General features: G+C 57.4%; 23 protein-coding genes and 1 tRNA gene. 12 read left to right on the forward strand and 12 right to left on the reverse strand.

The annotated features are described in order from the left end of the window. The first annotated feature begins 94 nt into the window (after positions 1-94). Together Q0802_RS11915 and Q0802_RS11920 are read left to right on the forward strand one after the other, a co-directional pair. A complete protein-coding gene (locus tag Q0802_RS11915; protein WP_298918269.1) occupies positions 95-1,714 on the forward strand; it encodes a long-chain fatty acid--CoA ligase in 1,620 nt (539 codons plus the stop codon). 118 nt (positions 1,715-1,832) lie between these two features. Then, complete coding sequence (locus tag Q0802_RS11920; RefSeq protein WP_298918270.1) at positions 1,833-2,276, forward strand: hypothetical protein; 444 nt, start codon at positions 1,833-1,835, stop codon at positions 2,274-2,276. A gap of 17 nt (positions 2,277-2,293) precedes the next feature. On the opposite strand, the gene Q0802_RS11925 is transcribed toward Q0802_RS11920, so the two are convergent. From Q0802_RS11925 to speB, 4 genes are all read right to left on the reverse strand, one after another. Then, positions 2,294-2,367: transfer RNA gene (locus tag Q0802_RS11925), tRNA-Gly, on the reverse strand. A gap of 45 nt (positions 2,368-2,412) precedes the next feature. After that, positions 2,413-3,264 carry a class I SAM-dependent methyltransferase gene (locus tag Q0802_RS11930; RefSeq protein ID WP_298918271.1) on the reverse strand — a complete coding sequence of 284 codons (852 nt, stop codon included), beginning with the start codon at positions 3,262-3,264 and terminating at the stop codon, positions 2,413-2,415. Next, positions 3,261-5,312, reverse strand: a complete 2,052-nt coding sequence (locus Q0802_RS11935; RefSeq protein ID WP_298918273.1) for an ASKHA domain-containing protein — start codon at positions 5,310-5,312, stop codon at positions 3,261-3,263. Before Q0802_RS11935 ends, Q0802_RS11930 begins: the two co-directional genes overlap by 4 nt. A gap of 106 nt (positions 5,313-5,418) precedes the next feature. Beyond that, complete coding sequence (speB, locus tag Q0802_RS11940; protein WP_298918275.1) at positions 5,419-6,390, reverse strand: agmatinase; 972 nt, start codon at positions 6,388-6,390, stop codon at positions 5,419-5,421. Positions 6,391-6,548: 158 nt separating this feature from the next. Between speB and guaB the strand changes: the two genes are divergently transcribed. The 3 genes from guaB to Q0802_RS11955 all read left to right on the forward strand — a co-directional run bounded on the left by guaB (position 6,549) and on the right by Q0802_RS11955 (position 12,133). Further along, a complete protein-coding gene (gene guaB, locus Q0802_RS11945) occupies positions 6,549-7,997 on the forward strand; it encodes an IMP dehydrogenase (protein ID WP_298918473.1) in 1,449 nt (482 codons plus the stop codon). 197 nt (positions 7,998-8,194) lie between these two features. Beyond that, the gene (locus Q0802_RS11950) at positions 8,195-9,364 is read left to right on the forward strand and encodes an RsmB/NOP family class I SAM-dependent RNA methyltransferase (protein WP_298918277.1); all 1,170 of its coding nucleotides are present in this window, start codon (positions 8,195-8,197) and stop codon (positions 9,362-9,364) included. Positions 9,365-9,916: 552 nt separating this feature from the next. After that, entirely contained in the window at positions 9,917-12,133 is a 2,217-nt protein-coding gene (locus tag Q0802_RS11955) for a PAS domain-containing hybrid sensor histidine kinase/response regulator (protein WP_298918476.1), read from the forward strand. Here Q0802_RS11955 and Q0802_RS11960 read toward each other — a convergent pair. Next, positions 12,125-12,736 (reverse strand): gamma-glutamyl kinase, encoded by a 612-nt coding sequence (locus tag Q0802_RS11960; RefSeq protein ID WP_298918279.1) that lies wholly within the window; start codon positions 12,734-12,736, stop codon positions 12,125-12,127. The genes Q0802_RS11955 and Q0802_RS11960 overlap by 9 nt on opposite strands. 193 nt (positions 12,737-12,929) lie before the next feature. Here Q0802_RS11960 and recA point away from each other — a divergent pair, with 193 nt between their 5' ends. The 3 genes from recA to Q0802_RS11975 all read left to right on the forward strand — a co-directional run bounded on the left by recA (position 12,930) and on the right by Q0802_RS11975 (position 17,102). Then, complete coding sequence (recA, locus tag Q0802_RS11965) at positions 12,930-14,009, forward strand: recombinase RecA (RefSeq protein ID WP_298918281.1); 1,080 nt, start codon at positions 12,930-12,932, stop codon at positions 14,007-14,009. Between the two features lie 143 nt (positions 14,010-14,152). Then, the gene (gene alaS / locus Q0802_RS11970) at positions 14,153-16,810 is read left to right on the forward strand and encodes an alanine--tRNA ligase (protein WP_298918283.1); all 2,658 of its coding nucleotides are present in this window, start codon (positions 14,153-14,155) and stop codon (positions 16,808-16,810) included. 4 nt (positions 16,811-16,814) lie between these two features. Next, the gene (locus Q0802_RS11975; RefSeq protein ID WP_298918285.1) at positions 16,815-17,102 is read left to right on the forward strand and encodes a DUF1330 domain-containing protein; all 288 of its coding nucleotides are present in this window, start codon (positions 16,815-16,817) and stop codon (positions 17,100-17,102) included. Positions 17,103-17,143: 41 nt separating this feature from the next. On the opposite strand, the gene typA is transcribed toward Q0802_RS11975, so the two are convergent. From typA to Q0802_RS11990, 3 genes are all read right to left on the reverse strand, one after another. Further along, on the reverse strand, positions 17,144-18,961 hold the full coding sequence (gene typA / locus Q0802_RS11980) for a translational GTPase TypA (RefSeq protein WP_298918287.1): 1,818 nt from the start codon (positions 18,959-18,961) through the stop codon (positions 17,144-17,146). 108 nt (positions 18,962-19,069) lie between these two features. Further along, positions 19,070-19,405 (reverse strand): SMR family transporter, encoded by a 336-nt coding sequence (locus tag Q0802_RS11985; protein WP_298918289.1) that lies wholly within the window; start codon positions 19,403-19,405, stop codon positions 19,070-19,072. Positions 19,406-19,420: 15 nt separating this feature from the next. After that, entirely contained in the window at positions 19,421-19,879 is a 459-nt protein-coding gene (locus tag Q0802_RS11990) for an Lrp/AsnC family transcriptional regulator (RefSeq protein ID WP_298918291.1), read from the reverse strand. A 110-nt stretch (positions 19,880-19,989) separates the two neighbouring features. Between Q0802_RS11990 and Q0802_RS11995 the strand changes: the two genes are divergently transcribed. Together Q0802_RS11995 and Q0802_RS12000 are read left to right on the forward strand one after the other, a co-directional pair. Continuing rightward, positions 19,990-20,196, forward strand: coding sequence for a DUF6356 family protein (locus Q0802_RS11995; RefSeq protein WP_298918293.1), 207 nt, complete (start codon positions 19,990-19,992; stop codon positions 20,194-20,196). Then, on the forward strand, positions 20,196-20,993 hold the full coding sequence (locus Q0802_RS12000; RefSeq protein ID WP_298918295.1) for a class II glutamine amidotransferase: 798 nt from the start codon (positions 20,196-20,198) through the stop codon (positions 20,991-20,993). Before Q0802_RS11995 ends, Q0802_RS12000 begins: the two co-directional genes overlap by 1 nt. A gap of 51 nt (positions 20,994-21,044) precedes the next feature. On the opposite strand, the gene Q0802_RS12005 is transcribed toward Q0802_RS12000, so the two are convergent. The 4 genes from Q0802_RS12005 to Q0802_RS12020 all read right to left on the reverse strand — a co-directional run bounded on the left by Q0802_RS12005 (position 21,045) and on the right by Q0802_RS12020 (position 23,841). Beyond that, on the reverse strand, positions 21,045-22,259 hold the full coding sequence (locus Q0802_RS12005; protein WP_298918297.1) for an NADP-dependent isocitrate dehydrogenase: 1,215 nt from the start codon (positions 22,257-22,259) through the stop codon (positions 21,045-21,047). Between the two features lie 112 nt (positions 22,260-22,371). Then, entirely contained in the window at positions 22,372-22,947 is a 576-nt protein-coding gene (locus Q0802_RS12010; protein WP_298918299.1) for an HD family hydrolase, read from the reverse strand. Further along, positions 22,944-23,183, reverse strand: coding sequence for a hypothetical protein (locus tag Q0802_RS12015; protein WP_298918302.1), 240 nt, complete (start codon positions 23,181-23,183; stop codon positions 22,944-22,946). Before Q0802_RS12015 ends, Q0802_RS12010 begins: the two co-directional genes overlap by 4 nt. Positions 23,184-23,187: 4 nt before the next feature. After that, a complete protein-coding gene (locus Q0802_RS12020) occupies positions 23,188-23,841 on the reverse strand; it encodes an alpha/beta hydrolase (RefSeq protein ID WP_298918304.1) in 654 nt (217 codons plus the stop codon). Between the two features lie 181 nt (positions 23,842-24,022). On the opposite strand from Q0802_RS12020, the gene Q0802_RS12025 reads away from it, so the two are divergent. Further along, positions 24,023-24,496, forward strand: coding sequence for an Rrf2 family transcriptional regulator (locus Q0802_RS12025; RefSeq protein ID WP_298918306.1), 474 nt, complete (start codon positions 24,023-24,025; stop codon positions 24,494-24,496). Positions 24,497-24,535: 39 nt separating this feature from the next. Next, positions 24,536-25,666 (forward strand): cysteine desulfurase family protein, encoded by a 1,131-nt coding sequence (locus Q0802_RS12030; protein WP_298918308.1) that lies wholly within the window; start codon positions 24,536-24,538, stop codon positions 25,664-25,666. Positions 25,667-25,668: the final 2 nt, after the last annotated feature.

Here is a 25,668-nt window from a genome sequence, read left to right on the forward strand (position 1 = left end):
CCAAGGCTTGCCAGAGCCGGTTTCCCTTGGCACCTTGGCATGACGTATATTTTCTCGAGAATTCTTGCACCTGACCGGTGGATCGGAGACGCCCATGCTTGGCCAGATGATGACAGCGCCCTTGTTGATTTCTTCGCTTGTCGACCACGCCGCACGCTATCACGGCCAAACGGAAATCGTCTCGGTGAACACAGGGGGCGGCACGGAAACGGTCAGTTGGGGCAGCGTCGCCCGGAACGCCAAAGCACTCGCCTCCGCGCTGACCGGTCTGGGGCTCTCGAAGCAAGCCCGGTGCGCCACCATCGCCTGGAACAATCGACGCCACCTTGAGATCTATTTCGGGGTCTCGGGCGGTGGCTTTGTCTGCCACACGATCAACCCACGCCTGTTCCCCGAACAATTGGTCTACATCATCAATCACGCAGAGGATGAGGTGCTGTTCATAGACGCAACTTTCGTGCCTCTGGTGGCGGCAATCCGCGATCAGCTTACCTCGCTGAAACACATCGTTCTGCTGGAGGCGCGCGCAGATGAAGCCGCCAAGACATTGCCTGACATCATCGCCTATGATGATCTGATTGCCAGCGGTGATGACAGATTTGAATGGCCACAATTTGATGAGCTGACAGCGTCCAGCCTGTGCTACACCTCCGGCACTACCGGCAACCCCAAGGGCGTGCTCTTTTCACACCGCTCCACAGTGCTGCATAGTTTCGCCTGTAATCTTGCCGACAGCATCGGGTTTTCGGCGATGGATGTTGTATTGCCGGTGGTGCCGATGTTTCACGTCAATGCCTGGGGCTCCCCTTACGCCTGCGCCATGGTGGGGGCGCGCATGGTTTTACCGGGTCCGGGGCTTGATGGCCCCTCTCTTGTGGCCCTGATTGATCGGCACAAAGTCAACATCGCGCTGGGGGTTCCAACGATCTGGATGGGGCTTCTGGGTGAAGCTGAGAAGGCCGGTAGCTCGCTGGAAAGCCTTAGGAAAACGGTTGTCGGCGGATCCGCTTGTCCACCCTCGATGATCAAAGCGTTTCGAGACCGTTACGGCGTGGAAACCCTTCATGCCTGGGGCATGACGGAGATGTCCCCGATTGGCAGTGTAAACCAACCGCTGGCCAAGCATCTGGACCTGGAACTCGACGCACTGCATCGGCTGCGGGAAAATCAGGGCAGGCCGCCCTGGGGCGTAGAGCTTGCGATTGTCGATGATCAGGGAAACCCATTGCCACATGATGGCAAAACGCAGGGCGAGCTGTTGGTTCGCGGTCATTTCATCCTTGATGCTTATTTCCGCACGTCCAGCGAGGAGACTTTGCAGAATGGTTGGTTCAACACCGGTGACGTGGCCACGTTGGACCCCGACGGCTATCTGACGATCTGTGACCGCTCCAAGGACATCATCAAATCGGGCGGCGAATGGATTAGTTCGGTGGAACTGGAGAACATCGCCATTGCGCATCCGGATTTATCCGATGCTGCTGTCATCGGCGCACGTCATCCCAAATGGGACGAGCGACCCGTGCTGGTCGCCGTGAAAGCCGAAGGTCGAAATCCAACATCCGACGAGCTTCTGACTATTTTTGACGGCAAAATCGCCAAATGGCAGACGCCGGATGCAGTGGTCTTTGTCGATGCCTTGCCTCGCAACGCCACGGGCAAGGTTCTCAAGCGTGACTTGCGGGACACGTTCGCGAACATCTTGATGCAATAAGCCTCTGTTAACGCTTATCCCGCAGACTTGAGCAAGAAAGTGTGCAACCTAAAGGTAACTGATGCGTCTCAGTGCTCTTGTTGCGTGCAGAGCCTCTAACCCTTGCCGGAGTTCCGCCATGAAACTGTCTGCGATGATCCTCGCTGCTCTTCTTCCCACCACAGCACTCGCCGGACCTGATCGCCTGTCGATCTTGCTGGGGTCCGAACATGTAAATTCCACCGAGGATTTTCAGGAATTCAATCCCGGTGTTTTTCTAACCTGGGAGCAGGAGACCTTCGACTATAGCGTGGGTGCGTTTTACAACAGCTACGAAGATGTCTCGGTGATTGCCTCTATCGGGTATGATGTAGAGATTGCGCGGGAATTTGAGGTTGGCGTTTTTGCCGGTGTGGCACTGTACCCGGGCGAAGGAGATCGGTTCAGCCATGCGATTGGTGACCTTGTCCCGCTTGCCGGTTTGCAGGCGCGGTACAGAAACTTTTTCACTCAGCTGATTCCGACCAACGCCGATTCTGTCGATGCCGTGATCACCTTCGGGCTGACGTTCGAGCTGAACTGACGAACCGGGACAGAAGTTGGAGCGGGTAGCGGGAATCGAACCCGCAATGTAAGCTTGGGAAGCTCGCGTGATACCTTTTCACCATACCCGCGCTCGCGTTTTGGATATTGATTTCGCGTCATAGCGTCAAGGACGATCACGCTGCCTTGCAATGCGCCTGGAAAAAATTGATCTCGGCTGGAATGCGCACGCCTTGAGACGACGCAAATGGTTCGAAAGCGGTTTCAAGACGTGCTGCAACGGCCGCGAAATCTCCATCTGTTCCGTTAAAATGCGACAGGGTGCGCGCGGCCGGACCAATGCTAATCGCCAGGGCGGCCACTTCTGCGGGTGTGCCGTGTGGCGTCAGGTACATGTCAACCGTTTCCGCTGCGATCCGCTCAAAACCGGCGTTAGCAAGAATTCGGACCACGACATCCACATTGCGCATGCTGAAAGGCCCTGGAGCGTCAGGATCCACCGGCGGGGGTGATCCGAGGTGAGCCTTTGCTGCCTGTGCTGCGCATGTGAACCACGGGTTGTTCGGAATTTGGCCCCAAGTCGCAAAAGTCACCTTGCCGTTATGTTTTAAGGCATTGTGTATGTTCGCAAAAGCGGCAGTGGGATCAGCAAAGAACATCACGCCGAAACGGGAAACCATCTGATCGAACTTTCCTTGCTCAAAAGGGTGTTCAGCAACATCGGCCATCAGAAAATCGACATTGGCGGCACCGGCGGAACGATCCCGCGCCCGTTCCAGCATCGTTGGGGAAATATCTGCCCCAAGCACGAATCCAGACGGTCCGACCCCTTTTGCGGCATGCAAGGTGCTGGCGCCGGTGCCGCATCCAACATCCAGAACCTTGTCGCCCGGGTGCAGGTCTGCGCGGTCCAGCGTTCCATCCAGAACCGACTGGAAAAGCGCGTCGAGGGCTGCTTGTTGCGCAACCCATTTCAGACCCGCATCCGTTGTCCAGAATTCCGCCTGATCGGAGTTGCCGGCGTTCACGCGCGACGTCTCCTGCGCCGTCCACCGCCCGAGCCATCATTGGCACCGCCGCCTCCGGTGTTGAAAGTGGCCGTCGGCAGGGTGACGATGGAATTGAGGATGGGGAAGGGCTCGACCGCGTTTGGAATGGCGGAGGCGTTGACAAAATGCTCCTGAAACCGCGGCTCGATGGCGGTCTCGACCTTGTGGATTGCCCGCACCGTAGCCTCGATTTCAGCGCGCGCAGCAGTGTTGAGCAAGGCAATGCGCGCGCCTGTCCCGGCGGCATTCCCGGCGGAGGTCACCTTGTTGAGCGGCGCATCCGGGATCATCCCCAGAACCATGGCATGTTTGGGGGAGATATGTGCGCCGAACGCGCCAGCCAGCACGACACGGTCCACATTGTCGACGCCGAATTTATCCATCAGAAGACGTGCACCGGAGTATAGCGCGGCTTTTGCCATCTGGATTTCGCGGATGTCGCGGTTGGTGATGGTGATCAGGGGGCCACCTTGGGCGGTGCCGTCGTAGACGAGGTAGGAGTTTGTGCGCCCGTCCTGAAAGCAACGATCAGAACCCGTCTGCTCCGCTGAGCCAATCAGGCCAGGTGCATCCACGATCCCGTTCAGACGCATCTCGGCCACCATTTCGATGATGCCGGAGCCACAGATACCGGTGACGCCGGTGACAGCGATCATCTCTTCAAAACCCTCTTCATCCGACCACAGATCCGATCCGATGACCTTGAAACGCGGGGCCTTGGTTGCGGGGTCAATCTCTACCCGTTCAATGGCACCGGGGGCAGCCCGTTGGCCGGAGCTGATCTGCGCGCCCTCAAAGGCGGGCCCGGTGGGTGAGGAACAGGCCAGAACCCTATCCTTGTTGCCCAGCAGGATTTCCGCATTGGTGCCCACATCGACCACCAGAACGAGATCGTCGGATTTATCGGGGGCTTCGGACAGGGCCACCGCTGCCGCATCGGCACCCACGTGGCCCGCAATGCAAGGCAGCAGGTAAATGCGGGCGGAGGGGTGAATGTTCAGTTCCAGATCATCCGCCCGCAGACGCAGGGCGTTGTTTGTCGCCAGCGCAAAGGGGGCTTGACCCAGTTCAAAGGGATCGATGCCCAAAAGCAGGTGATGCATGACCGGATTACAGACAAAAACCGCATCGACAATCAGGGTTTTGTCGATGCCTGCTTCGGTTGCGATCTGGGTGAACAATGCGTTCATGCCCTCCCGCACGGCGCGCGTCATTTCCTCGGCACCCTTGGGGTTCATCATGGAATAGGACACGCGGCTCATCAGGTCTTCGCCAAAGCGGATTTGCGGGTTCATCACGCCAGAGGAGGCCAGAACCGTGCCGGTTTGCAGATCACAAAGGTGCGCTGCAATGGTGGTGGAACCGAGATCGACCGCGAGACCGTAAACCGTCCCGTCATAGTACCCGGGCCAGATGTTCATGATGCGGGGTTTGTTCTCCTGATCGCCCAGATGCACGGCAACCGTGACCTTCCAATCGCCCTTGCGCAGGATGGGTTGCATCATTTGCAGAATGTGCAGATCGGCGGTGACGCCGTGAAGGTCCCATTGGTCCTGCAAGGCATCGCGCAACCGCTCCAGATCACCTGAGGGGTCGTGCATGTCCGGCTCGGCCACTTCGATGTAATAGAGCTTGGTGGAGGGATCGAGGATGATTTCACGCGCTTCGGCACGTTTGCGCACCACCTGTTTATGCACCTGGCTTTCGGGGGGCACATCAATGACCACATCGCCCTGCACGGTTGCCTGACAGCCGAGACGGCGGCCCTCTTTCAGCCCGCGTTTGTCCTGATAGCGCTGCTCGACCTTGTTCCAGTCCGACAGAGCATCTTTGGCAACCGTTACGCCGTGTTTGGAGAATTCGCCGTAGCTGGGGGTAATCTGGCATTTCGAACAAATGCCGCGCCCGCCACAGACCGAATCGAGATCGACCCCCAATTGCCGCGCGGCGGTCAGGATCGGCGTGCCCACGGGAAAACGGCCGCGTTTGCCGGAGGGCGTAAACACCACCAAAGGATCAGTCGTCATGGATGAGGTACCTGTATCACTGCGTTACCCGTAGCATAGCGATGATGGCTCGGAGCGAAAGCCAATCCACGTCACATCATGCCGCAGGGGCGGCATGGATGGCGTGCTATCCGCGATATCCGGCATGGAAAATGAACCCAAGTGTGTTCAGCAGAATTTGTGCGGCCAGAATGGATGTGGAGCCAGTCGGATCATAGTCGGGTGCCACCTCGACCAGATCGATACCCACGATCTTATGAGCATTGGCGACCCCCTGAAGCAGTTCCAGCACTTCGTAGTAGAGAAACCCGCCGTGGCTGGGCGTGCCGGTGCCAGGTGCGATCGACGGACAAAACGCATCAATGTCGATGGTGATGTAAATATCCGCGTCCTCGGGCAGGGTGCGCAACAGCCCCTCAATACCCATGTTGCGCGCCTGACGGACGGAGATGATCTGCGAGCCCATCTTGCGGGCATCGGCGTAGCCTTCGCGCGCGGTTGAACTGACATTGCGGATGCCTACTTGCGTCAGACCGGACACATAGCTCTGTTCGGCGGCACGGCGCATCGGGTTGCCGTGCCCGTGGCGCACGCCGTGGCGTTCATCGACGAAATCCAGATGTGCGTCGATTTGCAGAACGTGAATATCGCGCCCCTGATACTCCGGCCCCGAAAAGGCGCAAATGCAGGGAATGTTGATTGAATGATCGCCGCCAATGACAACCGGAAGGGCCCCCGCGGACAGGATCGCGCGCACGCCGCTTTCGATATTGGCATGGCTTTTTTCCGTGTCGGTATGGACGATGTCCGCATCACCGATATCCACGATGCGCACGGTTTCGGGCAGGTAGGTTGCGTCATCTTCGTGATCATAAGCGCCTGCATGTCCGAAGCTGAAAAGTGTCGAGGCTTCGCGCACACCGCGGGGTCCAAACCGCGCCCCGGCCCGCCATTGGGTGCCCGCATCGAAGGGCGCCCCCAGGACAGCGACATCCGCCTTGATGGCGGTCCAGTCCGGCTCATAGGGTCTCTTGCCAAAGGTCGAAATTCCTACAAAAGGCAGATCAAGCCTGCCAGCCTCATACCCGTGTCCGCTCATTGGTCTCTCCGCAAAATCGTGTCGCGGCAGCATTACGCCAGCCGACGGCTTTGGCAACGGTGATCGGGAGGGCTATGCGCCCATTTTGCCCCTTTCCATTTTGGGTGGGCCATGAAATAGGAAACTGCCAAATGAGACACTCCGAAAGCGAGGTTGCTATGGAGATTCGTGAGGCCCTGACCTTTGATGATGTGTTGCTTGTGCCGGGGGCGTCTTCGGTGCTGCCTTCCACAGCGGATACCAGAACGCGTGTCACGCGCGCCATTTCCATGAACATTCCGCTGCTCAGTTCGGCGATGGATACGGTGACCGAAGGGCGGATGGCCATTGCCATGGCGCAAGCGGGTGGTATCGGCGTCGTACACCGAAACCTTAGCATTGATGAACAGGCGCGCGAAATCCGCCGCGTGAAACGTTTTGAGAGCGGCATCGTCTACAACCCGATCACCCTGCGCGCGAACCAGACCTTGGCCGATGCAAAGGCCCTGCAAGATCGCTACAGGGTCACAGGTTTCCCGGTTGTGGATGATCAGGGCCGGGTTGTGGGGATTGTCACCAACCGCGACATGCGCTTTGCCAGCGACGACAAGACGCCGGTTTCGGTGATGATGAGCTCAGACAACCTTGCCATTCTGCACGAACCCGCCGACCGTGAAGAAGCCATCAGCCTGATGAAGGCGCGCCGCATCGAAAAGCTGCTGATCACCGACAAGGATGGCAAGCTCACCGGTTTGCTGACGCTGAAAGACACCGAACAGGCGGTGCTCAATCCGACGGCGTGCAAGGATGCGTTGGGCCGTTTGCGGGTGGCTGCGGCCACAACCGTCGGGGATGCGGGTTTCGAGCGCTCCGAGGCTCTGGTGGACGCAGGGGCCGACATGATCGTGATCGACACGGCACATGGTCATTCCGAAGGGGTGGCCGCCGCCGTGCGCCGCGCCAAAAGCCTGAGCAATGAGGTGCAGATCGTGGCAGGTAATGTCGCCACCGGTGAAGCGACCCGCGCCCTGATCGACGCAGGTGCAGATGCGGTCAAGGTCGGGATCGGGCCGGGCTCGATTTGCACCACGCGCATGGTTGCAGGTGTCGGGGTGCCGCAGCTGACCGCGATCATGGATTGCGCAGCCGCCGCGGGGGAAACGCCGGTCATCGCGGATGGGGGTATCAAGTTTTCCGGTGATTTTGCCAAGGCCATTGCCGCAGGGGCCTCTTGTGCCATGGTGGGCAGCATGATCGCAGGCACGGACGAAAGCCCCGGAGAAGTCATTCTCTATCAGGGCCGCAGTTTCAAAAGCTATCGCGGCATGGGCAGTCTTGGGGCCATGGCCAGCGGGTCAGCGGATCGCTATTTCCAGAAAGATGCCGCCTCCGACAAGCTGGTGCCCGAAGGGATTGAGGGGCAGGTTGCCTACAAGGGAAGTGCGGGCGCGGTCCTGCATCAACTGGTCGGTGGCTTGCGTGCCGCGATGGGCTATACCGGCTGTGCGACCGTGGAGGAGATGCGCACGAACTGTAATTTCGTGAAAATCACCGGGGCGGGTCTCAAGGAAAGCCACGTGCATGATGTGCAGATTACCCGCGAGAGCCCGAATTATCGGGCGGGGTGATAGCGAATTCGCGGGGCGCAGCCCGCATTTTGCGAATATCCGGCCTTGAAATCGGATGTGGGTATTGCTGACTGAGCGGGAAAAGCTTTGCAGAAAATTGGTAAAGCTCAGAGCAGGGCTTGAATTGATGCGTCGAAAAAGCAACGTCGTTGATGGCGGCTCTATGACACGAAACGGATGATGGCGGCACAAGCGTTATGACACCGGCGGCCCGCATAAGCGCGGCAATTCACTTGATGGATCGTATTCAGGCGGGCGAACTGGCGGACCGTGCCTTGGCAGACTGGGGACGCAAGAACCGTTACGCCGGTTCAAAGGACCGGGCTGCGATTGGAGACATTGTCTTTGAGGTACTGCGGAGAAAACAAAGCCTTGCCGCACTTGGTGCAGGCGAGACGGGACAGGCACTCTTGCTCGGCTACGTGCGTGCAAATGGCCAAGATCCTGAAACCGTCTTCGGCGTGGATCGGTACGCACCACCAGAGTTGACGGACGTTGAGCGCGCCTCGGCAGGGTCCGTTGAAGCCCATGACGGCGAAGGTGCCGACTTTCCCGACTGGCTTTGGCCCGATCTGGCGCGTTCTCATGGGGAGCAAGCGCAGGCGATTGCGCAGGCCATGCGAAACCGGGCGCCTGTCCACCTTCGGGTAAACCTTGCAAAATTGAGCCGCGAGAAGGCAATCGCCTCACTTGCCCAAGAGGGAATAGTCGGCGAGCCCCATGCGTTGTCTTTATCGGCCGTAGAGGTCTTGGAAGGATCGCGAAAAATTCGAAACTCAAAGCCCTACCTGAACGGAGAAGTCGAATTGCAGGACGCGTCCTCGCAGGCGGTCGCCGACCTGGTCCCGCTCAAGCAGGGCGAGAGATTACTCGATTTTTGTGCAGGCGCGGGTGGCAAGGTGCTGGCGGTGGCCGGACGCATTGCGGGAGATTTTCTCGCCCATGATGTCGACCCGCGCAGAATGAAAGACCTGCCCGTCAGGGCTTCCCGGGCCGGCGTGTCCGTCAAACAAGTTTCGCTCAAGGATGCGCAACAGGGACCGCAATTCGATACGGTTCTGGTCGACGCCCCCTGCTCGGGCAGCGGTTCGTGGCGTCGCGACCCCCAAGGGAAATGGTTGCTGACACCCGAGAAGCTCGGTCACGTTGTGGACCTGCAAAAGGAAATCCTTGATCAGGCGGCCAAACTAGTCCAGCCACAGGGTCATCTTGTGTATGCGACATGCTCGTTGCTGGAGTGCGAGAACGCATTTCAAATAAAAGAGTTCCTGAGCCGTAGCACCACATTTTCGGTTACGGTCGAGCGACATTTTACGCCTCTGTCGGGTGGTGATGGATTTTACTGTGCTGTCTTGCGCAGAGATTGAAGGCCGATGGCAAACCGATCATTCACCGACACTTTCTGACGGGCAATTACATGTTTTCAAGCGAAGCAGATTGTGGTTCCCGGCTATAGAATGGGCCAATGGATCGTATAGTTTTCAGCGTCGTGGCATTTGACCTTTGATTTTAAGCAGTAGAACGTTTTACGCGTCCACGTATTGCAGCCGAAGCGGCTGGCCTCATCTAATGGTTGGTTTGCGCAACTTGTTGGCTTTTCAAATCGGAAAACGAACACCACATCGCGGGCTTTTTTGAGCGGCTGCCAGTCAGATTTGTAAGTTGCAACACAGGTTTGCGGTAACATTGGCGATGACGGGTGCCATAGAGTACACTTGACGCGAGTTTAATGCTCGGCATACTCAACTTGAACGGGCATTGCCTGACGTGGTTAAGCCAAGATTAACTCATCAGGCGTGTTAATGCTGAAGCGATTCGAAACTTCTGGGAGCTAGATTTTGTCGCGCCACGCGTTGTCTCCATCCAAATTGACCCGTTTTGCAATAGATGCACAGAAGCGTCTGGGCACACTCGTTTTGATGGCCGTTCTGTTGGGTGTGCTGGCATTGGCGTCGCCGGATATCCTGGCGCGCAAGGTGCTTTTTTCGGCATGTTTGTCGCTTCTTGTCTTGAGCTGCATCCTGATGTCGCTTGCGCAGCGTTATAAAAAGAGCAATTCCGCGACTGTTTCATTGCTTGCGGATTTCATTGGAAACGATTCCTCCCCAAGTTTTCTGACAGATCAGGAGGGCGAAATTCTCTCTGCGAATGTCGCCGCCCGAAAACGATTTACAAAAGATATCGAAGATACGATCAGCGGCACTCTGAAAAACACCCTGGCAAACCCCAGCGGGATCGTCTTTCGCCTGCAGACCCGCGCAGAACTCGAAGGATCAGCACGAGAAGATTTGGTGACCCGGAAGGGTCATATTCGCCTTGTCGTCCATCAGGCCGGTTCGGAAAAATTCCTGTGGCGGCTGGATGATGTGCCGCTTGCGGCGCAACAGGCCGAGGGGCCGACGTTGCCGATGATCCTGATCGGGCGGACAGATGCCGTCCTTTACATGAACGAAGCTGCCCGGAAATTGGCCGGTGGCCGGATCAAGACATTGGACCGCCTGTTCAAGCACCTCCCTGTCGTGCCGGGCACGGTATGCGACATCGCCGGCGTCGAGGGGCCGACCCGCGCGCTGGTGAGTGAAGTTGATGCCGGCGCTGGCAGACGCGCGCTCTATTTGTTGCCGCCCGGGTCCGAGCCGATGGTCAAGGACGGTTGGAATGTCTTTCAGGACTTGCCGGTCCCGCTCCTCAAAGTTTGCCCTGATGGACGGGTGCAGTCTTATAACCGTCAGGCGGCTGGACTTATTGGGGTAGCACTCAAGGACGAAGTGCAGCTTTCCGACCTGATGGAGGGTCTGGGCCGCTCCATAACCGATTGGCTGACCGAAACGCTTGCCGGACGGACTGCGCAGAATTCGGAGTTCCTGAGGCTGAAGCGCACTGACAAGGAAGTCTTCGTTCAGGTAACCCTCAATCGTGTGACCGAAGAGGGCAAACCTGCGCTGATCGCGGTGCTCAACGATGCCACCGAGCTGAAGTCGCTGGAAGCCCAGTTCGTGCAAAGTCAGAAGATGCAGGCGATCGGGCAGCTCGCAGGCGGTGTGGCGCATGATTTCAATAATCTGCTCACGGCGATCTCCGGCCATTGCGACTTGCTGTTGCTGCGACATGACCAGGGAGATCCTGATTTCAGCGATCTGGTTCAGATCAACCAGAACGCCAACCGTGCCGCTGCTCTGGTTGGGCAACTCCTCGCATTCTCGCGCAAACAAACACTGCGTCCCGAAACGCTCGACATGCGGGACACACTTTCGGACCTCACGCATCTTCTAAATCGTCTCGTGGGCGAAAAGATCACGCTGACACTCAGCCACGACCCGGTTCTGGATCCGATCCGCGCCGATAAACGTCAGCTTGAGCAGGTCCTGATGAACCTTGTGGTCAATGCCAGAGATGCAATGCCCCAAGGCGGGCAGATCAGAATCGTGACGGAATGCACCGATCTGGAAAAGCCTCTCGAACGGGATCGTGTGAGCGTTCCGCCAGGTCGATACGTTACCGTGCAGGTTTCCGACGACGGTGTGGGAATTCCATCGGACAAGCTGCAAAAGGTGTTTGAGCCGTTCTTCACCACCAAGAGGACCGGCGAGGGAACCGGGCTTGGTCTTTCCACGGCCTATGGCATTATCAAGCAGACTGGCGGCTATATCTTCGTCGACAGCACGGTCGGGACGGGCACTTGTTTCACGCTCTACTTCCCGGTTCTTGAACACCCGGAAACCGCAGCCCCGGCCGAGCGACAGATTGCTGCAAAACCTACCGGAAAACATGGCGACGGCGTGATCCTGTTGGTGGAGGACGAAGCGCCCGTGCGCGCCTTCGCCAGCCGCGCATTGCGCTTGCGGGGATATACAGTACTGGAGGCAGATTCCGCTGAAGCCGCCCTCAAAACCCTTGAAGACGCTTCGCTGAATGTCGATGTCTTTGTGACGGATGTGGTGATGCCCGGTATGGATGGGCCAAGTTGGGTGCGCGAAGCGCTGAAAGAACGGCCCGGCGTGCGGGTGGTGTTTGTCTCGGGTTATGCCGAGGACAGCTTCGGCGAAACACAGATCAAGATTCCCAATTCGGTCTTTCTGCCCAAACCATTTTCCCTCAATGATCTGACGGACACAGTGCATCAGCAACTACACTGACAACCCCTCTGGGCGAACGCTGTCATAGAGTTCAAATTCCGCGGCGCACTTGCGTCTGAGCCTGTCTTCAACCTCCTTGGATAACGACAATGCCATCTCCGGGGAGATATTTTCGCGTCCGATATCCGGCAAAACACCGACGCGATCTTTCAGGAACGCCTGTATGAGAGCTTGGTTTTCATAAGCAAAAAGATATGTCACGAGGGTGCCATTCGCTTGTGGTGCCAGAAAACGGGCCTGGCTGCCCACATCTGCAAAGGGCGGCGGTTTGCCTTTGCTGTACGCCACCACGAATTCGTCAAAACTCACATCGAATGTGGCTTTTGGGTCGCCAAGCATCGAAGGCCGCTGACGATAGCGATACCAGCTTCCCAGCCAGCTGATCGGTTCGCGCACGACGGCCATGACCTGGAGTTCGGTGCCGCAAACTTTTTCATACATTGGTCGAATGAAGCGATTGTAGCGATAGAGAGGTGCGTGTTTGAGCGCGGGTGGGTTGCTGATGACATGATCTGCGATCCCCGAATAAGCTTTTTCATAGGCGGTCGTGCCGGTTTTCGGAACGGACAGAAATACCAGACGCGGTTTGTAAAAGACGAGCACCTGAACCGCTCCCGAAAACAAGTTGATGTATTTAAACTACTCTTTAACGAGTTTCGGAAAGAAATGAATTAGTGAAATTTTGATTGAAATGTTCTCCTTTTGGTCTCATAAGGAACGTAATGAGAACATTACAGGATCCGACACCGGCGCGCATTGCCGAGTTTCGTGAAGTATGACACTAAGGGGAAATAGAATGGCAACGGCAGATTTATTGAGCATGAACAGCAAAAAAACCGCAGACAAACAGAAAGCGCTGGATTCCGCGCTGGCTCAGATTGAACGTCAGTTTGGTAAAGGTTCCATCATGAAGTTGGGGCAGGAAGGGGCTGTTCAGGATATCAAGGCCAGTTCCACCGGTTCTCTGGGGTTGGATATTGCGCTTGGGATCGGCGGGTTGCCCATGGGGCGGATCGTGGAAATCTACGGGCCTGAAAGTTCGGGCAAAACCACTCTGACGCTGCACTGTGTTGCGGAGCAGCAGAAGGCCGGTGGTGTTTGTGCCTTTGTGGATGCCGAGCATGCGCTTGACCCGACCTATGCCAAGAAACTCGGCGTCGATCTTGACGAGCTTCTGATCAGCCAACCCGATACCGGTGAGCAAGCGCTGGAGATTACCGATACGCTGGTCCGATCCGGTGCGGTGAACATGGTGATTGTCGATTCGGTGGCTGCCCTTACACCCAAATCCGAACTTGAAGGCGATATGGGCGACAGCTCCGTCGGAGTTCAGGCCCGCCTGATGAGCCAGGCAATGCGCAAGCTGACAGGCTCCATAAGCCGTTCGAACTGCATGGTGATCTTCATCAACCAGATCCGCATGAAAATCGGCGTCATGTTTGGCTCACCGGAAACCACCACCGGTGGCAATGCGCTCAAGTTCTACTCCTCTGTGCGTCTGGACATTCGCCGCATTGGTGCGCTGAAAGACCGCGATGAGGTGGTGGGCAACCACACCCGCGTGAAGGTTGTCAAAAACAAAGTCGCGGCCCCCTTCAAGCAGGTCGAATTTGATATCATGTATGGCGAAGGCATCTCCAAGATGGGCGAATTGCTCGATCTCGGTGTTGCCGCTGGCGTCGTCGATAAATCCGGGTCCTGGTTCAGCTATGGTGACGAGCGCATCGGGCAGGGCCGCGAGAATGCCAAAGGCTTCCTGCGCGAAAATGTGCAGATGGCGTTGGAGATCGAAGACAAGATACGCGCAGCCCATGGTCTGGACTTCGATATGCCAGCACATGAACGCAAGGAAGATGACGACATTCTCGAAGCGTAACACGCGTTACATAGTCTTCAAAAGCAGGGCGCACCGAAAGGGCTGCGCCCTCTTTGCTTTTTAACGTCTTTGAGACGTGGACAGCCGGGAACGGGGCGGCTATTTGATCAAGACCACAATTCCACGCTCAAAGGCCCCGGTTTATGCAAACCCTGAACGATATCCGCTCCACCTTCCTGTCCTATTTTGACACGCAGGGCCATGCGGTTGTGCCATCGAGCCCGCTGGTGCCGCGCAACGATCCGACCTTGATGTTCGTGAACTCCGGCATGGTGCAGTTCAAAAACCTCTTCACAGGTGTCGAAACCCGCGACTACAAGCGCGCCACGACGGCGCAAAAATGCGTGCGGGCGGGTGGCAAACACAACGATCTGGACAACGTTGGCTATACCGCGCGCCACCATACTTTCTTTGAAATGCTGGGGAATTTCAGCTTCGGCGATTATTTCAAGGATGATGCCATCCCGTTTGCCTGGAACCTGATCACCGGCGAATTCGGCATCCCCAAAGAACGGCTCTATGTCACTGTCTATCACACGGATGACGAAGCGTTTGAGATATGGAAAAAAGTCGGTGTGCCGGAAGAGCGGATCATCCGCATCGCCACGTCCGACAATTTCTGGCAGATGGGCCCCACCGGCCCCTGCGGTCCGTGCACCGAAATCTTCTACGATCACGGCGATCACATCTGGGGCGGTCCTCCGGGCAGTCCGGAAGAAGACGGCGACCGTTTTATCGAAATCTGGAACATCGTTTTCATGCAAAACGAGCAGTTCGAAGATGGCTCGATGATCGATCTGGAAATGCAGTCGATTGACACTGGCATGGGATTGGAACGCATTGGTGCGCTTCTGCAGGGAAGCCATGACAACTATGACACGGATCTCTTCAAATCGCTGATCGAAGCCTCGGCCCATGCTACCGGCGTCGATCCCTACGGCGATCAGAACGTGCATCACCGCGTGATCGCCGATCACTTGCGATCCACGTCCTTCCTGATGGCCGATGGGGTCATGCCATCGAATGACGGGCGCGGCTATGTGCTGCGGCGCATCATGCGGCGGGCCATGCGCCATGCGCATCTTTTGGGTGCAAAAGACCCGTTGATGCATCGCCTGGTGCCGGCGCTGGTTCAGAAAATGGGCGCGGCCTATCCCGAACTTGGTCAGGCGCAATCCATGATCGAACAGACGTTGTTGCAGGAAGAAACCCGGTTCCGTCAGACGCTGGATCGCGGTTTGAAATTGCTCGACGAAGAATTGGCGCGTCTGCCCGAGGAAGCAGATTTGCCGGGTGATGCCGCCTTCAAGCTCTATGATACCTACGGGTTCCCGCTTGATCTCACACAGGATGCGCTGCGCGAGAAGGGGCGGTCGGTCGACACCGACGGTTTCGACGCGGCCATGGCAGAGCAGAAAGCCAAGGCACGTGCCGCGTGGTCGGGCTCCGGCGAAGCCGCGGATGCGACGATCTGGTTTGATGTGGCAGATAAACACGGCACGACCGATTTCCTTGGCTACGACACCGAAGTGGCGGAAGGTCAGATTGTGGCGCTAGTGCAGGACGGCGCGGAAATCGCCAGTGCAGACCCCGGTCAAAACGTGCAGATCGCGCTGAACCAGACGCCTTTTTACGCCGAGAGCGGTGGTCAGGTTGGGGATACAGGTGTCATTCGCACAACCAGTGGCGTGGCCGAGATTTCTGACACGCGAAAATCGGCCGGTGTTTTCATTCATATCGCGATGGTCACCGAAGGGTCAATCACCACCGGTGACGCCGCCGTTCTCGACGTTGATCATTCCAGACGTACCGCCATCCGCGCGAACCATTCGGCCACGCACCTGCTGCACGAAGCCTTGCGCGAAGCTCTGGGCGATCACGTAGCACAGCGCGGATCGCTCAATGCGGAAGACCGGTTGCGGTTTGATTTCAGCCATACACAGGCCTTGAGCTTCGACGAACTGGCCAAAGTGGAAGCGGATGTAAACAGCTATATTCGCCAGAATGCTGCCGTTGAGACCCGGATCATGACGCCCGATGACGCGCGCGCCTTGGGCGCTCAGGCGCTCTTTGGTGAAAAATATGGCGATGAGGTGCGCGTCGTTTCCATGGGGCGCAAGGAGGGTTCCGGCAAAGGGTCTGATGGCAACACCTATTCGCTGGAGCTTTGCGGCGGCACCCATGTGCGCCAGACCGGTGATATCGGCGCATTTGTGACCCTGGGCGACAGCGCCAGCAGTGCAGGCGTACGCCGGATCGAAGCACTGACCGGGGCCGCGGCCCTGTCATATTTACGCGCGCAGGATCATCGACTGGCCGAGGTCGCACTGGATCTCAAAGCGCAGGCGGCGGACGTGCCCGAAAGGGTCCGCAGTCTGATGGAAGAGCGCCGAAACCTGAGCAATGAGGTCGCTCAATTGCGCCGCGAACTGGCAATGGCGGGTGGCGGTGGCACAGATGCACCCGCAGCACAGGACGTCGGCGGGATCGCTTTCATTGCGCAGGTTCTGACGGGCGTGACGGGCAAGGACCTGCCGGCGCTTGTGGATCAGTTCAAGGAAAAACTGGGCAGCGGCGCTGTGCTGTTGATCGCTGATTCCGATGGGAAAGCGGCCGTCGCTGCTGGTGTGACCACGGATTTGACCGAACGCGCCTCAGCAGTTGATATCGTCAAGGCCGCAGTGGCGGAATTGGGCGGCAAGGGCGGCGGCGGACGACCCGATATGGCGCAAGGCGGCGCAAAAGATGCTCAGAACGCCAAAGCCGCCATTGCCGCAGCAGAAAAAGTTTTGAAAGGGTAGGACCATGGGAGCCCTTTGGATCGCACATGTCACGGTGACAGATGACGACGCCTACAGCAAATACGCAGCCCTTGCCACGGAGGCGATTGCAGCGCATGGCGGGACTTTTATCGCACGCGGTGGACGGTTTGTTCAACTCGAAGGGCGCGCGCGCCCTCGCAATGTCGTCGCGCGTTTCCCCGACGTAGAAACAGCTGAAAAATGTTATCGTTCAGATGTTTATCAAGAGGCACTGAGCCACGCGCGCAATGCCAGCGAACGTGAATTGATGATTATCGAAACCAACGAATGAAGGTTCGACCGCTCTAAGAGGGCGGACGATCACCTTGCGTCTTAGCTGGCTCTGGCCATCCGTTTGCGTTCATGCGGGTCAAGGTAGCGCTTGCGCAGACGAATGGCGTTTGGCGTCACTTCGACCAGTTCATCATCGTCGATATAGGCAATCGCCTCCTCCAACGAGAGGTTCATCGGCGTGGTCAGACGCACGGCTTCATCCGTCCCGGAGGCGCGCACATTGGTCAGTTTCTTGCCCTTGAGTGGGTTCACTTCGAGATCGTTTTCGCGGCTGTGCTCCCCGATGATCATGCCAGTGTAGACATTCGCCTGCGCGCCGATCATCATTCTACCGCGCTCTTCGAGGTTCCAGAGCGCATAGGCCACAGATGTCCCATTCTCCATGGAAATCAGCACACCTGCGCGTCGTCCGGGGATCGGCCCTTTGTGCGGCGCCCAGGTATGAAACACCCTGTTCAGAACACCCGTGCCACGGGTATCGGTCAGGAATTCGCCGTGATAGCCAATGAGACCACGTGAAGGAACGTGGGCTACAATCCGCGTTTTGCCAGCACCAGCTGGCTTCATTTCTACCAACTCGCCGCGTCGCGTCCCGGTGATTTTTTCAATGACCGCCCCAGAATATTCATCATCGACGTCGATTGTCGCTTCTTCGATGGGTTCATGCCGTACGCCATCGATCTCCTGAAACAGGACCTGTGGGCGCGAAATGCTCAGTTCAAACCCTTCCCGGCGCATGTTTTCGATCAGAACGCCCATTTGCAATTCGCCACGACCCGCGACTTCGAACGCCTCGCCGCCGGGGGTGTCGCTGATCTTGATTGCAACATTGGATTCCGCTTCCTTCATCAGCCTTTCGCGGATCACACGCGATTGCACCTTCTTGCCATCGCGCCCGGCCAACGGGCTGTCATTAATGCCAAAGGTCACAGTGATGGTGGGCGGATCGATGGGTTGGGCGGGCAGCGCCTCAGTGACTGATGATGCGACGATGCTGTCGGCCACGGTGGCCTTGGACATGCCCGCAAGGCTGACGATATCGCCCGCTTCAGCCAGATCAATCGGTTGCTGCGTCAGTCCGCGGAAGGCCAGAATTTTGGTGACACGGAAATTTTCTATCAGCCCGCCGTCGCGCGACAGGGCCTTGACGGTCTCACCTGCCTTCAAGGTGCCGGATTCGACGCGACCGGTGAGGATACGACCGATGAACGGATCGGCCCCAAGCGTCGTGGCCAGCATGCGAAAAGGCTCATCCCGTTGCGCAATCTGCGCCGGGCTGGGTACGTGGTCTACAATAAGGTCAAAGAGGGCGGAGAGATCAGCGCGCGGGCCGTCCAGTTCCATATCTGCCCAACCGCTGCGCCCGGACGCATACATCGCCGGGAAATCAAGCTGATCATCATCCGCCCCGAGATTGGCGAAAAGATCAAAGCACTCGTCCAACGCGCGATCCGGTTCTGCGTCGGGTTTGTCGACCTTGTTGAGCACCACGATCGGACGCAGGCCAAGCGCCAGCGCTTTTGATGTCACGAATTTGGTTTGCGGCATCGGGCCTTCTGCGGCGTCCACCAGAAGAACGACGCCATCGACCATGGAGAGAATCCGCTCTACTTCGCCGCCGAAATCCGCGTGGCCGGGCGTGTCGACAATGTTGATGCGCGTGCCTTTCCATTCGACCGATGTCGCCTTGGCCAGAATGGTGATGCCGCGCTCCCGCTCCAGATCATTGCTGTCCATGGCGCGTTCAGCGGTGGCCTGATTTTCACGAAAGGTGCCGGATTGTTTGAGCAATTCATCCACGAGCGTCGTTTTACCGTGATCGACGTGAGCAATGATTGCGATGTTACGCAGGTCCATGACGAGAGCCTTTATTGGGAGATCGCGCGCCTGAAGGCGCATGTGTTGGGGGGCGCATACCGCGCCTCCTGTCGGAAAGCTAGGGGAAATCGGACAAGCCGCTGCGGCTTAATGCGTCGCCGTTTTGGAAAAGAGGTGAATGATGAGGATCCCGACGATGATCAATGAAAGCCCCAGGGTTGCAGGCAGGTCCAACCGTTGACCGAAAACAACGAACCCGATGATTGCGATCAAAACAATGCCAAGCCCGGACCAGATCGCGTAGACGATGCCGACAGGCATGAATTTCAGTGCGAGTGCCAGAAGGTAGAACGAAATAGCATAGGCCACGACCACGAGGACCGATGGCCAGAATTTGCTGAACTGCTGGCTGGCTTGCAGGGCGGTTGTGCCGATGGTTTCCGCCGCAATGGCGAGGACGAGGTAGATGTAATGCAACGGCATTGGGGGGCCTTTCGCTCAGAGCGGCAATTGATGCGTGTCTTTGATCTGCTCCATCACGAAACTGGCCGAAACATCCGACAGAGGAACGCGCCGGATCAGCGCCTGATAGAGCCTGTCGTAATCGGCCATATCTGCGACACGGGCGCGGATCAAGTAGTCGAGATCGCCGGTCATTCTGTAAACGCCCAGAATCTCCGGCATGGATTGGGTCGCTTTCTTGAAAGCCTCCAACCAGTCCGGCGCATGGGCGTTGGTGCGGATCATCATGAAGACCATCAAACCAAGCCCCAGTGCGTTTGGATCCAGCAAGGTCACGCGCGCGGAGATCACACCAGCCGCCTCAAGCGCCTTGATCCGGCGCCAGCAGGCATTGCGGCTCAGGTTGACCGCATCACTCAATGCGTCAAGCGACTGGCTTGCGTCCCGTTGCAGAAAGGAGAGGATTCGTCGATCTGTTTCATCAATTTTCAACATATTCGCCAAATTAGAAGGAAAATATCCCCTATACAAACAAAACTTTAAAACGTTTGGGATAACTTCTCATGAGTATCGCGCTAAAACTGCTCAACAAACAGGAGATTCAAATGTTCCAGCGCATCTTTCTTGAACACCCCGCCACGGTTGATGAGACCTTTTTCCAGCACATGCGGTTTGCGATGACATTTGCACTGGCGCTTTTTGCTGCCGCCGGGGCGGCACTCGTGCACGCTTTCATCCCGTGTCTTTTTGAAAAAACCGCCAGCCGGATCATCACCCGGCTCTATGGTCGCATTCACAACCGGGGGCACTGATGTGCAGATGGGCCGCCTATCTGGGCGCGCCGATTTTTCTCTCGGAGATTCTGACAGCACCGGCGCACTCGCTGATCAAGCAGTCCAAGGCAGCTACGGAATGTAAGACCGCCATAAACGCGGATGGTTTTGGCCTGGCCTGGTACGATCAGCGCCCGGAACCCGGTCTCTACCGTGACGTCTATCCCGCCTGGTCCGACCCGAACCTTGCCGCATTGGCTGATCAGGTGAAATCGCCGCTGTTTCTGGCCCATGTCCGCGCCTCCACCGGAACGGCCACGAGCCGGAACAACTGTCACCCTTTCGTGCAGGGGCGCTGGTCCTTCATGCACAACGGGCAGGTCGGCGGTTTCGAAGGATTTCGCAAATCCGCAGACATGCTGATTGCCGACAGGTTTTACTCCGATCGCCGGGGTGCCACTGACAGCGAAGCCATATTCCTGACCGCCTGTGGTCTGGGTCTCGAAGAAAACCCGCGGCTGGCGCTCGAAAAGGCTGTTGGCATGTTGCAGGATCTGGCGGCTCAAAGCGAATTTGACGGCGCATTGATCCGCTGCACAGCAGCCCTGTCGGATGGCGAAACGCTTTACGCGATCCGCTATGCCTCCGATCATCTGGCGCCATCACTCTACTATCAATGGCATGAGGCCCGGCGCGGTTGGGCGGTGGTCTCAGAGCCCTACGAAGAAGATGCCAACGAGTGGCACGCGGTGCCGGCGGGAAGCTTTTGCCGTTTCACAAGGGACACGGTTGAGATATCCAGCTTTGAGCCAAATGTGACGGCGCAGGCCGCCTGAAAACAAAGGGTCGCAATTTGCAGCCCTTTGAATTCGCTGGATTCCGAAAACTCAGCCCACCAAGGCTTTGTTCAGGTTCTCGTCGACCTTCTCCAGAAAACCCATTGTCGTTAACCAGCTCTGATCCGGACCAACAAGCAGGGCCAGATCCTTGGTCATATGCCCGCTTTCCACCGTGTCCACGATGACTTTTTCCAGCGTCTCCGCAAAATTCAGCAGGGGCGCATTGTCATCAAGCTTTGCGCGGTGCTTGAGCCCCCCCGTCCAGGCGTAGATGGATGCGATCGAATTGGTCGAGGTCTGTTCGCCTTTCTGGTGCTGGCGATAGTGGCGGGTCACCGTGCCGTGCGCGGCCTCGGATTCCACGACCTTGCCATCAGGTGTCATCAAAACGGAGGCCATCAGCCCCAGCGAGCCGAACCCCTGTGCGACCGTATCGGACTGCACGTCACCATCGTAGTTCTTGCAGGCCCAGACATATCCCCCCGACCACTTCATTGCCGAGGCCACCATGTCGTCGATCAACCGATGCTCGTACCAGATTCCGGCCTCTTTGAATTTCTCGGCGAATTCCTCGTCAAAAATCTGCTGAAAGAGTTCCAGAAAACGCCCGTCATATTGTTTCAGGATCGTATTCTTGGTGGACAGATATACGGGCCATCCAAGCGTCAGCCCATAATTGAACGAGGCACGGGCAAAATCGATGATGGATTTATCTAGGTTATACATGGCCATGACGACACCGCTGTCGGGGGCATCAAAGACCTCGCGTTCGATCTCGGTGCCGTCGTCACCCACGAATTTCAGGGTCAACTTCCCTTTGCCGGGGAACTTGAAATCGGTGGCACGGTATTGATCGCCGTAAGCATGGCGCCCGACAACAATAGGCTTTGTCCAGCCCGGCACCAGCCGCGGGACGTTTTTGCAGATGATCGGTTGGCGGAAAATGACACCGCCCAGAATATTGCGGATCGTGCCATTGGGCGAGCGCCACATCTGCTTGAGGCCAAATTCTTCCACCCGCGCTTCATCCGGCGTGATGGTCGCGCATTTGACACCAACGCCGTGCTCCTTGATGGCATGGGCGGCATCGATGGTAATCTGATCGTCGGTCTCATCCCGGGATTCGATGCCGAGATCGTAGTATTTCAGGTCCACATCCAGATAGGGCAGGATCAGCTTTTTCTTGATGAAATCCCAGATGATCCGGGTCATTTCGTCGCCATCGAGTTCGACGATGGGGTTGTCCACCTTGATCTTGGTCACGGAGCACTCCTGTTGAGAAAATCGAGTCGGTCTGCGCGCGGTGTAGCGCAGTTTATTCAGATTTTAAAGTCGGCATACAAATGCATACCGTTTGGTATTCAGTTTTCACAGATCAGCTTTTGAAGAACAACCGCAGCTTCGGCAAAAGCCACTCCCAAAGCCCCGGCGCGCCGCGTTTCACAGGGGTTCCGACACGTGTCTCCAGTTGATCAAAACTCACGTTGTAGTCTGTCCATGATCCACCGCCATTCGACAGGTTGCCGATGGGTGTCTGGACGCGGTCAATGGACTTGGCGAAAATCGCATCCGGCGTCTCGGCCGCTTCGAATTCGTCCCAGAGTGCCCGGAAGGACAGCGCCTGATCTTCGGGCAATAAGCCAAATATACGGTCGGCTGCCGCCGCCTCCTTTGCAGCCATGGCAGCGGCGTCGACATCACCGTGAATGGGGTTGTCACCGGCGTCGATCTCAACCAGATCATGCAACAGCAACATCTTGATCACCCGATCGATCTGCACATTTGTGTCGGCCTGATCCGCCAGCACGTAGGCATAGAGCATCACGTGCCAGGAATGTTCTGCAGAGTTTTCAAAGCGGCTGGCGTCGTGAAGGCGCGACGCCCTGAGGATCGATTTCAGTTTGTCTGCCTCTGACAGAAACGCAATCTGACGGTCCAGCCGGTCGCTCATTCTTTCGGAGGTTCCAGGCTGCGCGCCATGTCATCCTTGAGTGTTTTGAGTAACTCGCGGGCCCGTTGCTCTGCGCGCCGCACACGCACCGCGGTCAGATAGGCCTCTTCCATGGTCTGTGAAGAGCCGCCAATTGTATCGGCGACGCGCTGCACAAAGGCATCATCGCCTGTGGCATTGATGATTTTCAGGCTTTCCAAGGCCAATTCGTCGGCGACGTCTTCGACAATTCCCATCAGCTTACCGGGTTGTTTCCGTGAGGCGGCGTTTCACATATGTGGTCGTGCTGTCGATCAGCGTATCGAGATGCGGCTCTTCAAAGAAGTGACCCGCGCCCTCAACCTGTTCATGGGTGATCGTGATGCCTTTTTGCTCGTGCAGCTTTGATACGAGCCCTTCGGTATCATGCGGCGGTGCAACGCGGTCGGCAGTCCCATTGATGATCAGGCCAGATGCGGGGCAGGGGGCCAGAAAAGAAAAGTCATACATGTTGGCGGGTGGTGCTACCGAAATGAACCCGGTGATTTCCGGGCGGCGCATCAGCAGTTGCATCCCAATCCAGGCGCCAAATGAAAACCCGGCGACCCAACAATGCTTGGAGTTGTTGTTCATGGACTGGAGGTAATCGAGAGCAGATGCCGCGTCTGACAGCTCGCCAATGCCTTGATCGTATTCACCCTGAGAGCGCCCGACACCGCGGAAATTGAACCGCAGAACCGTGAAACCCATATTGTAGAACGCGTAATGCATGCGGTGCACGATCACGTGGTTCATGGTGCCCCCGAACTGCGGATGGGGGTGCAATATGATTGCAATCGGTGCGTCCCGCTCTTTTTGCGGGTGATAGCGGCCTTCTAGGCGACCTTCGGGGCCGGGGAAAATGACCTCAGGCATGAGCGTCCCTGTAACAATGTCGGCCAGCGCTGGGTGAACAGAAGTTCGTTCCACGAAGCGCCTTAGAACGGTTCTAATTTACTTGCGCATCTTTATATAGAGTGCGAAAACCGGACTTAGGCATTTAAACGCCCCGCGTCAATCAATTGCGGGCTCTGACATGGATCACGGGGAGCACTACGTGAAGTTATCGACCAAAGGCCGCTACGCCATGGTGGCGCTTTCCGACATTGCCCTGCAACCCGAAGGGCAGCTGGTCACCCTTGGCGATATCGCTGATCGGCAGGCGATTTCGTTGCCCTATCTTGAGCAGCTTTTTGTAAAACTTAGGCGGGCGAATTTGGTGTCGTCGGTGCGCGGACCTGGTGGGGGGTACCGTCTGGCGCAACCCGCTTCCGCCATCCGGGTCGTAGATGTGTTATCCGCCGTTGATGAGACGGTTGACGCCATGCACAAAGGCGCAGGCGCATCGGGTGGCGCGTCTGGCAGCCGGGCGCAATCGCTCACCAATCGCCTCTGGGAAGGGCTCAGCGCCCATGTTTACGTGTTCCTGCACCAGACACGCTTGTCTGACGTGATCGCCAATGAACTCGCGCCTTGTCCGGCGGTTCCGCACCTCTTTGACGTTGTTGACGACCCGAGCCCCGTCTCCTGATCCTCGCCAAACCCATTTATGCAAGTGAACACCTGACCGATGAAACGCGTCTATCTGGACCATAATGCAACAGCACCTTTGCGGCCCGAAGCACGGCAGGCGATGTTGGCCGCAATGGATTTGATCGGCAATCCCTCTTCGGTCCACGCAGAGGGGCGCGCTGCCAAGGGCCTTGTGGAGCAAGCACGCCAGCAGGTTGCCGGTCTTGTGGGCTGCGCGCCTGGCGAGGTCATTTTCACCTCCGGCGCAACCGAGGCCGCTGCTCTGGCAATTCCTGACGGTGCCACGGTGTCCAGTGCTGGTATTGAGCATGACGCGGTTCTGTCCTGGGTTCAGAAAGAGGGTGTTGATCTGAGCCAACTTCTGGATGTCGACGGCAATGGTGTTTTGACCGGACAGGCCAACGGACAGAGCTTTGAGGACGGCATCTGGGATGATGTCGTGGCACTTCAGGCCGCCAACAGCGAAACTGGCGTTCTGCAGGACACATTGAAGCACGCGCAGGCGCTTTGGGCCTTGAAGCGCTCTGTTCTGATCCTGGTGGATGCCGTGCAGGCGCTGGGAAAGACAGATTTCTCCTTTGCGAGATCCGGCGCGGATTTTGTCATGGTATCCGCGCATAAACTTGGGGGGCCGAAAGGCGTCGGCGCCTTGATCGTCAAACACGGGATCGATGTGAAGCCGCGCATCCCGGGAGGCGGTCAGGAAATGGGCCGAAGATCCGGCACCGAAAATATCATCGGAATCGCTGGATTCGGGGCCGCGGCGGCCGCTGCGGCACATGATGTCGCGTCCGGGCGGTGGGAAGAAATCAAAGAACTTAGAAAGATTCTAGAAAACACTCTTGCAGCCAGCGCCAAGACGACTATTTTTGTCGGGAAAGACGCCGATCGTTTGCCGAACACCTCTTGTTTTGCCACGCCGGGCTGGAAAGGCGAAAGCCAGGTGATCCAGATGGATCTCGCGGGTTTTGCCATCAGCGCAGGCTCTGCCTGCTCCAGCGGCAAGGTGCGTGCAAGCAAAGTCTTGCAGGCGATGGGATATGATGACGAGATCGCCAGCAGCGCCATTCGCGTGTCGCTGGGATTGGAAACAACAGCCGAAGATGTTCAGCGCTTTGCTGAAACATGGTTGGCCAAGGAACAGAAATTCCGCGCCCGCATGGCGTGAGA

Origin of the sequence: uncultured Roseobacter sp. (genome assembly GCF_947495275.1) — a bacterium.
Taxonomy (GTDB): Bacteria; Pseudomonadota; Alphaproteobacteria; order Rhodobacterales; family Rhodobacteraceae; genus Roseobacter.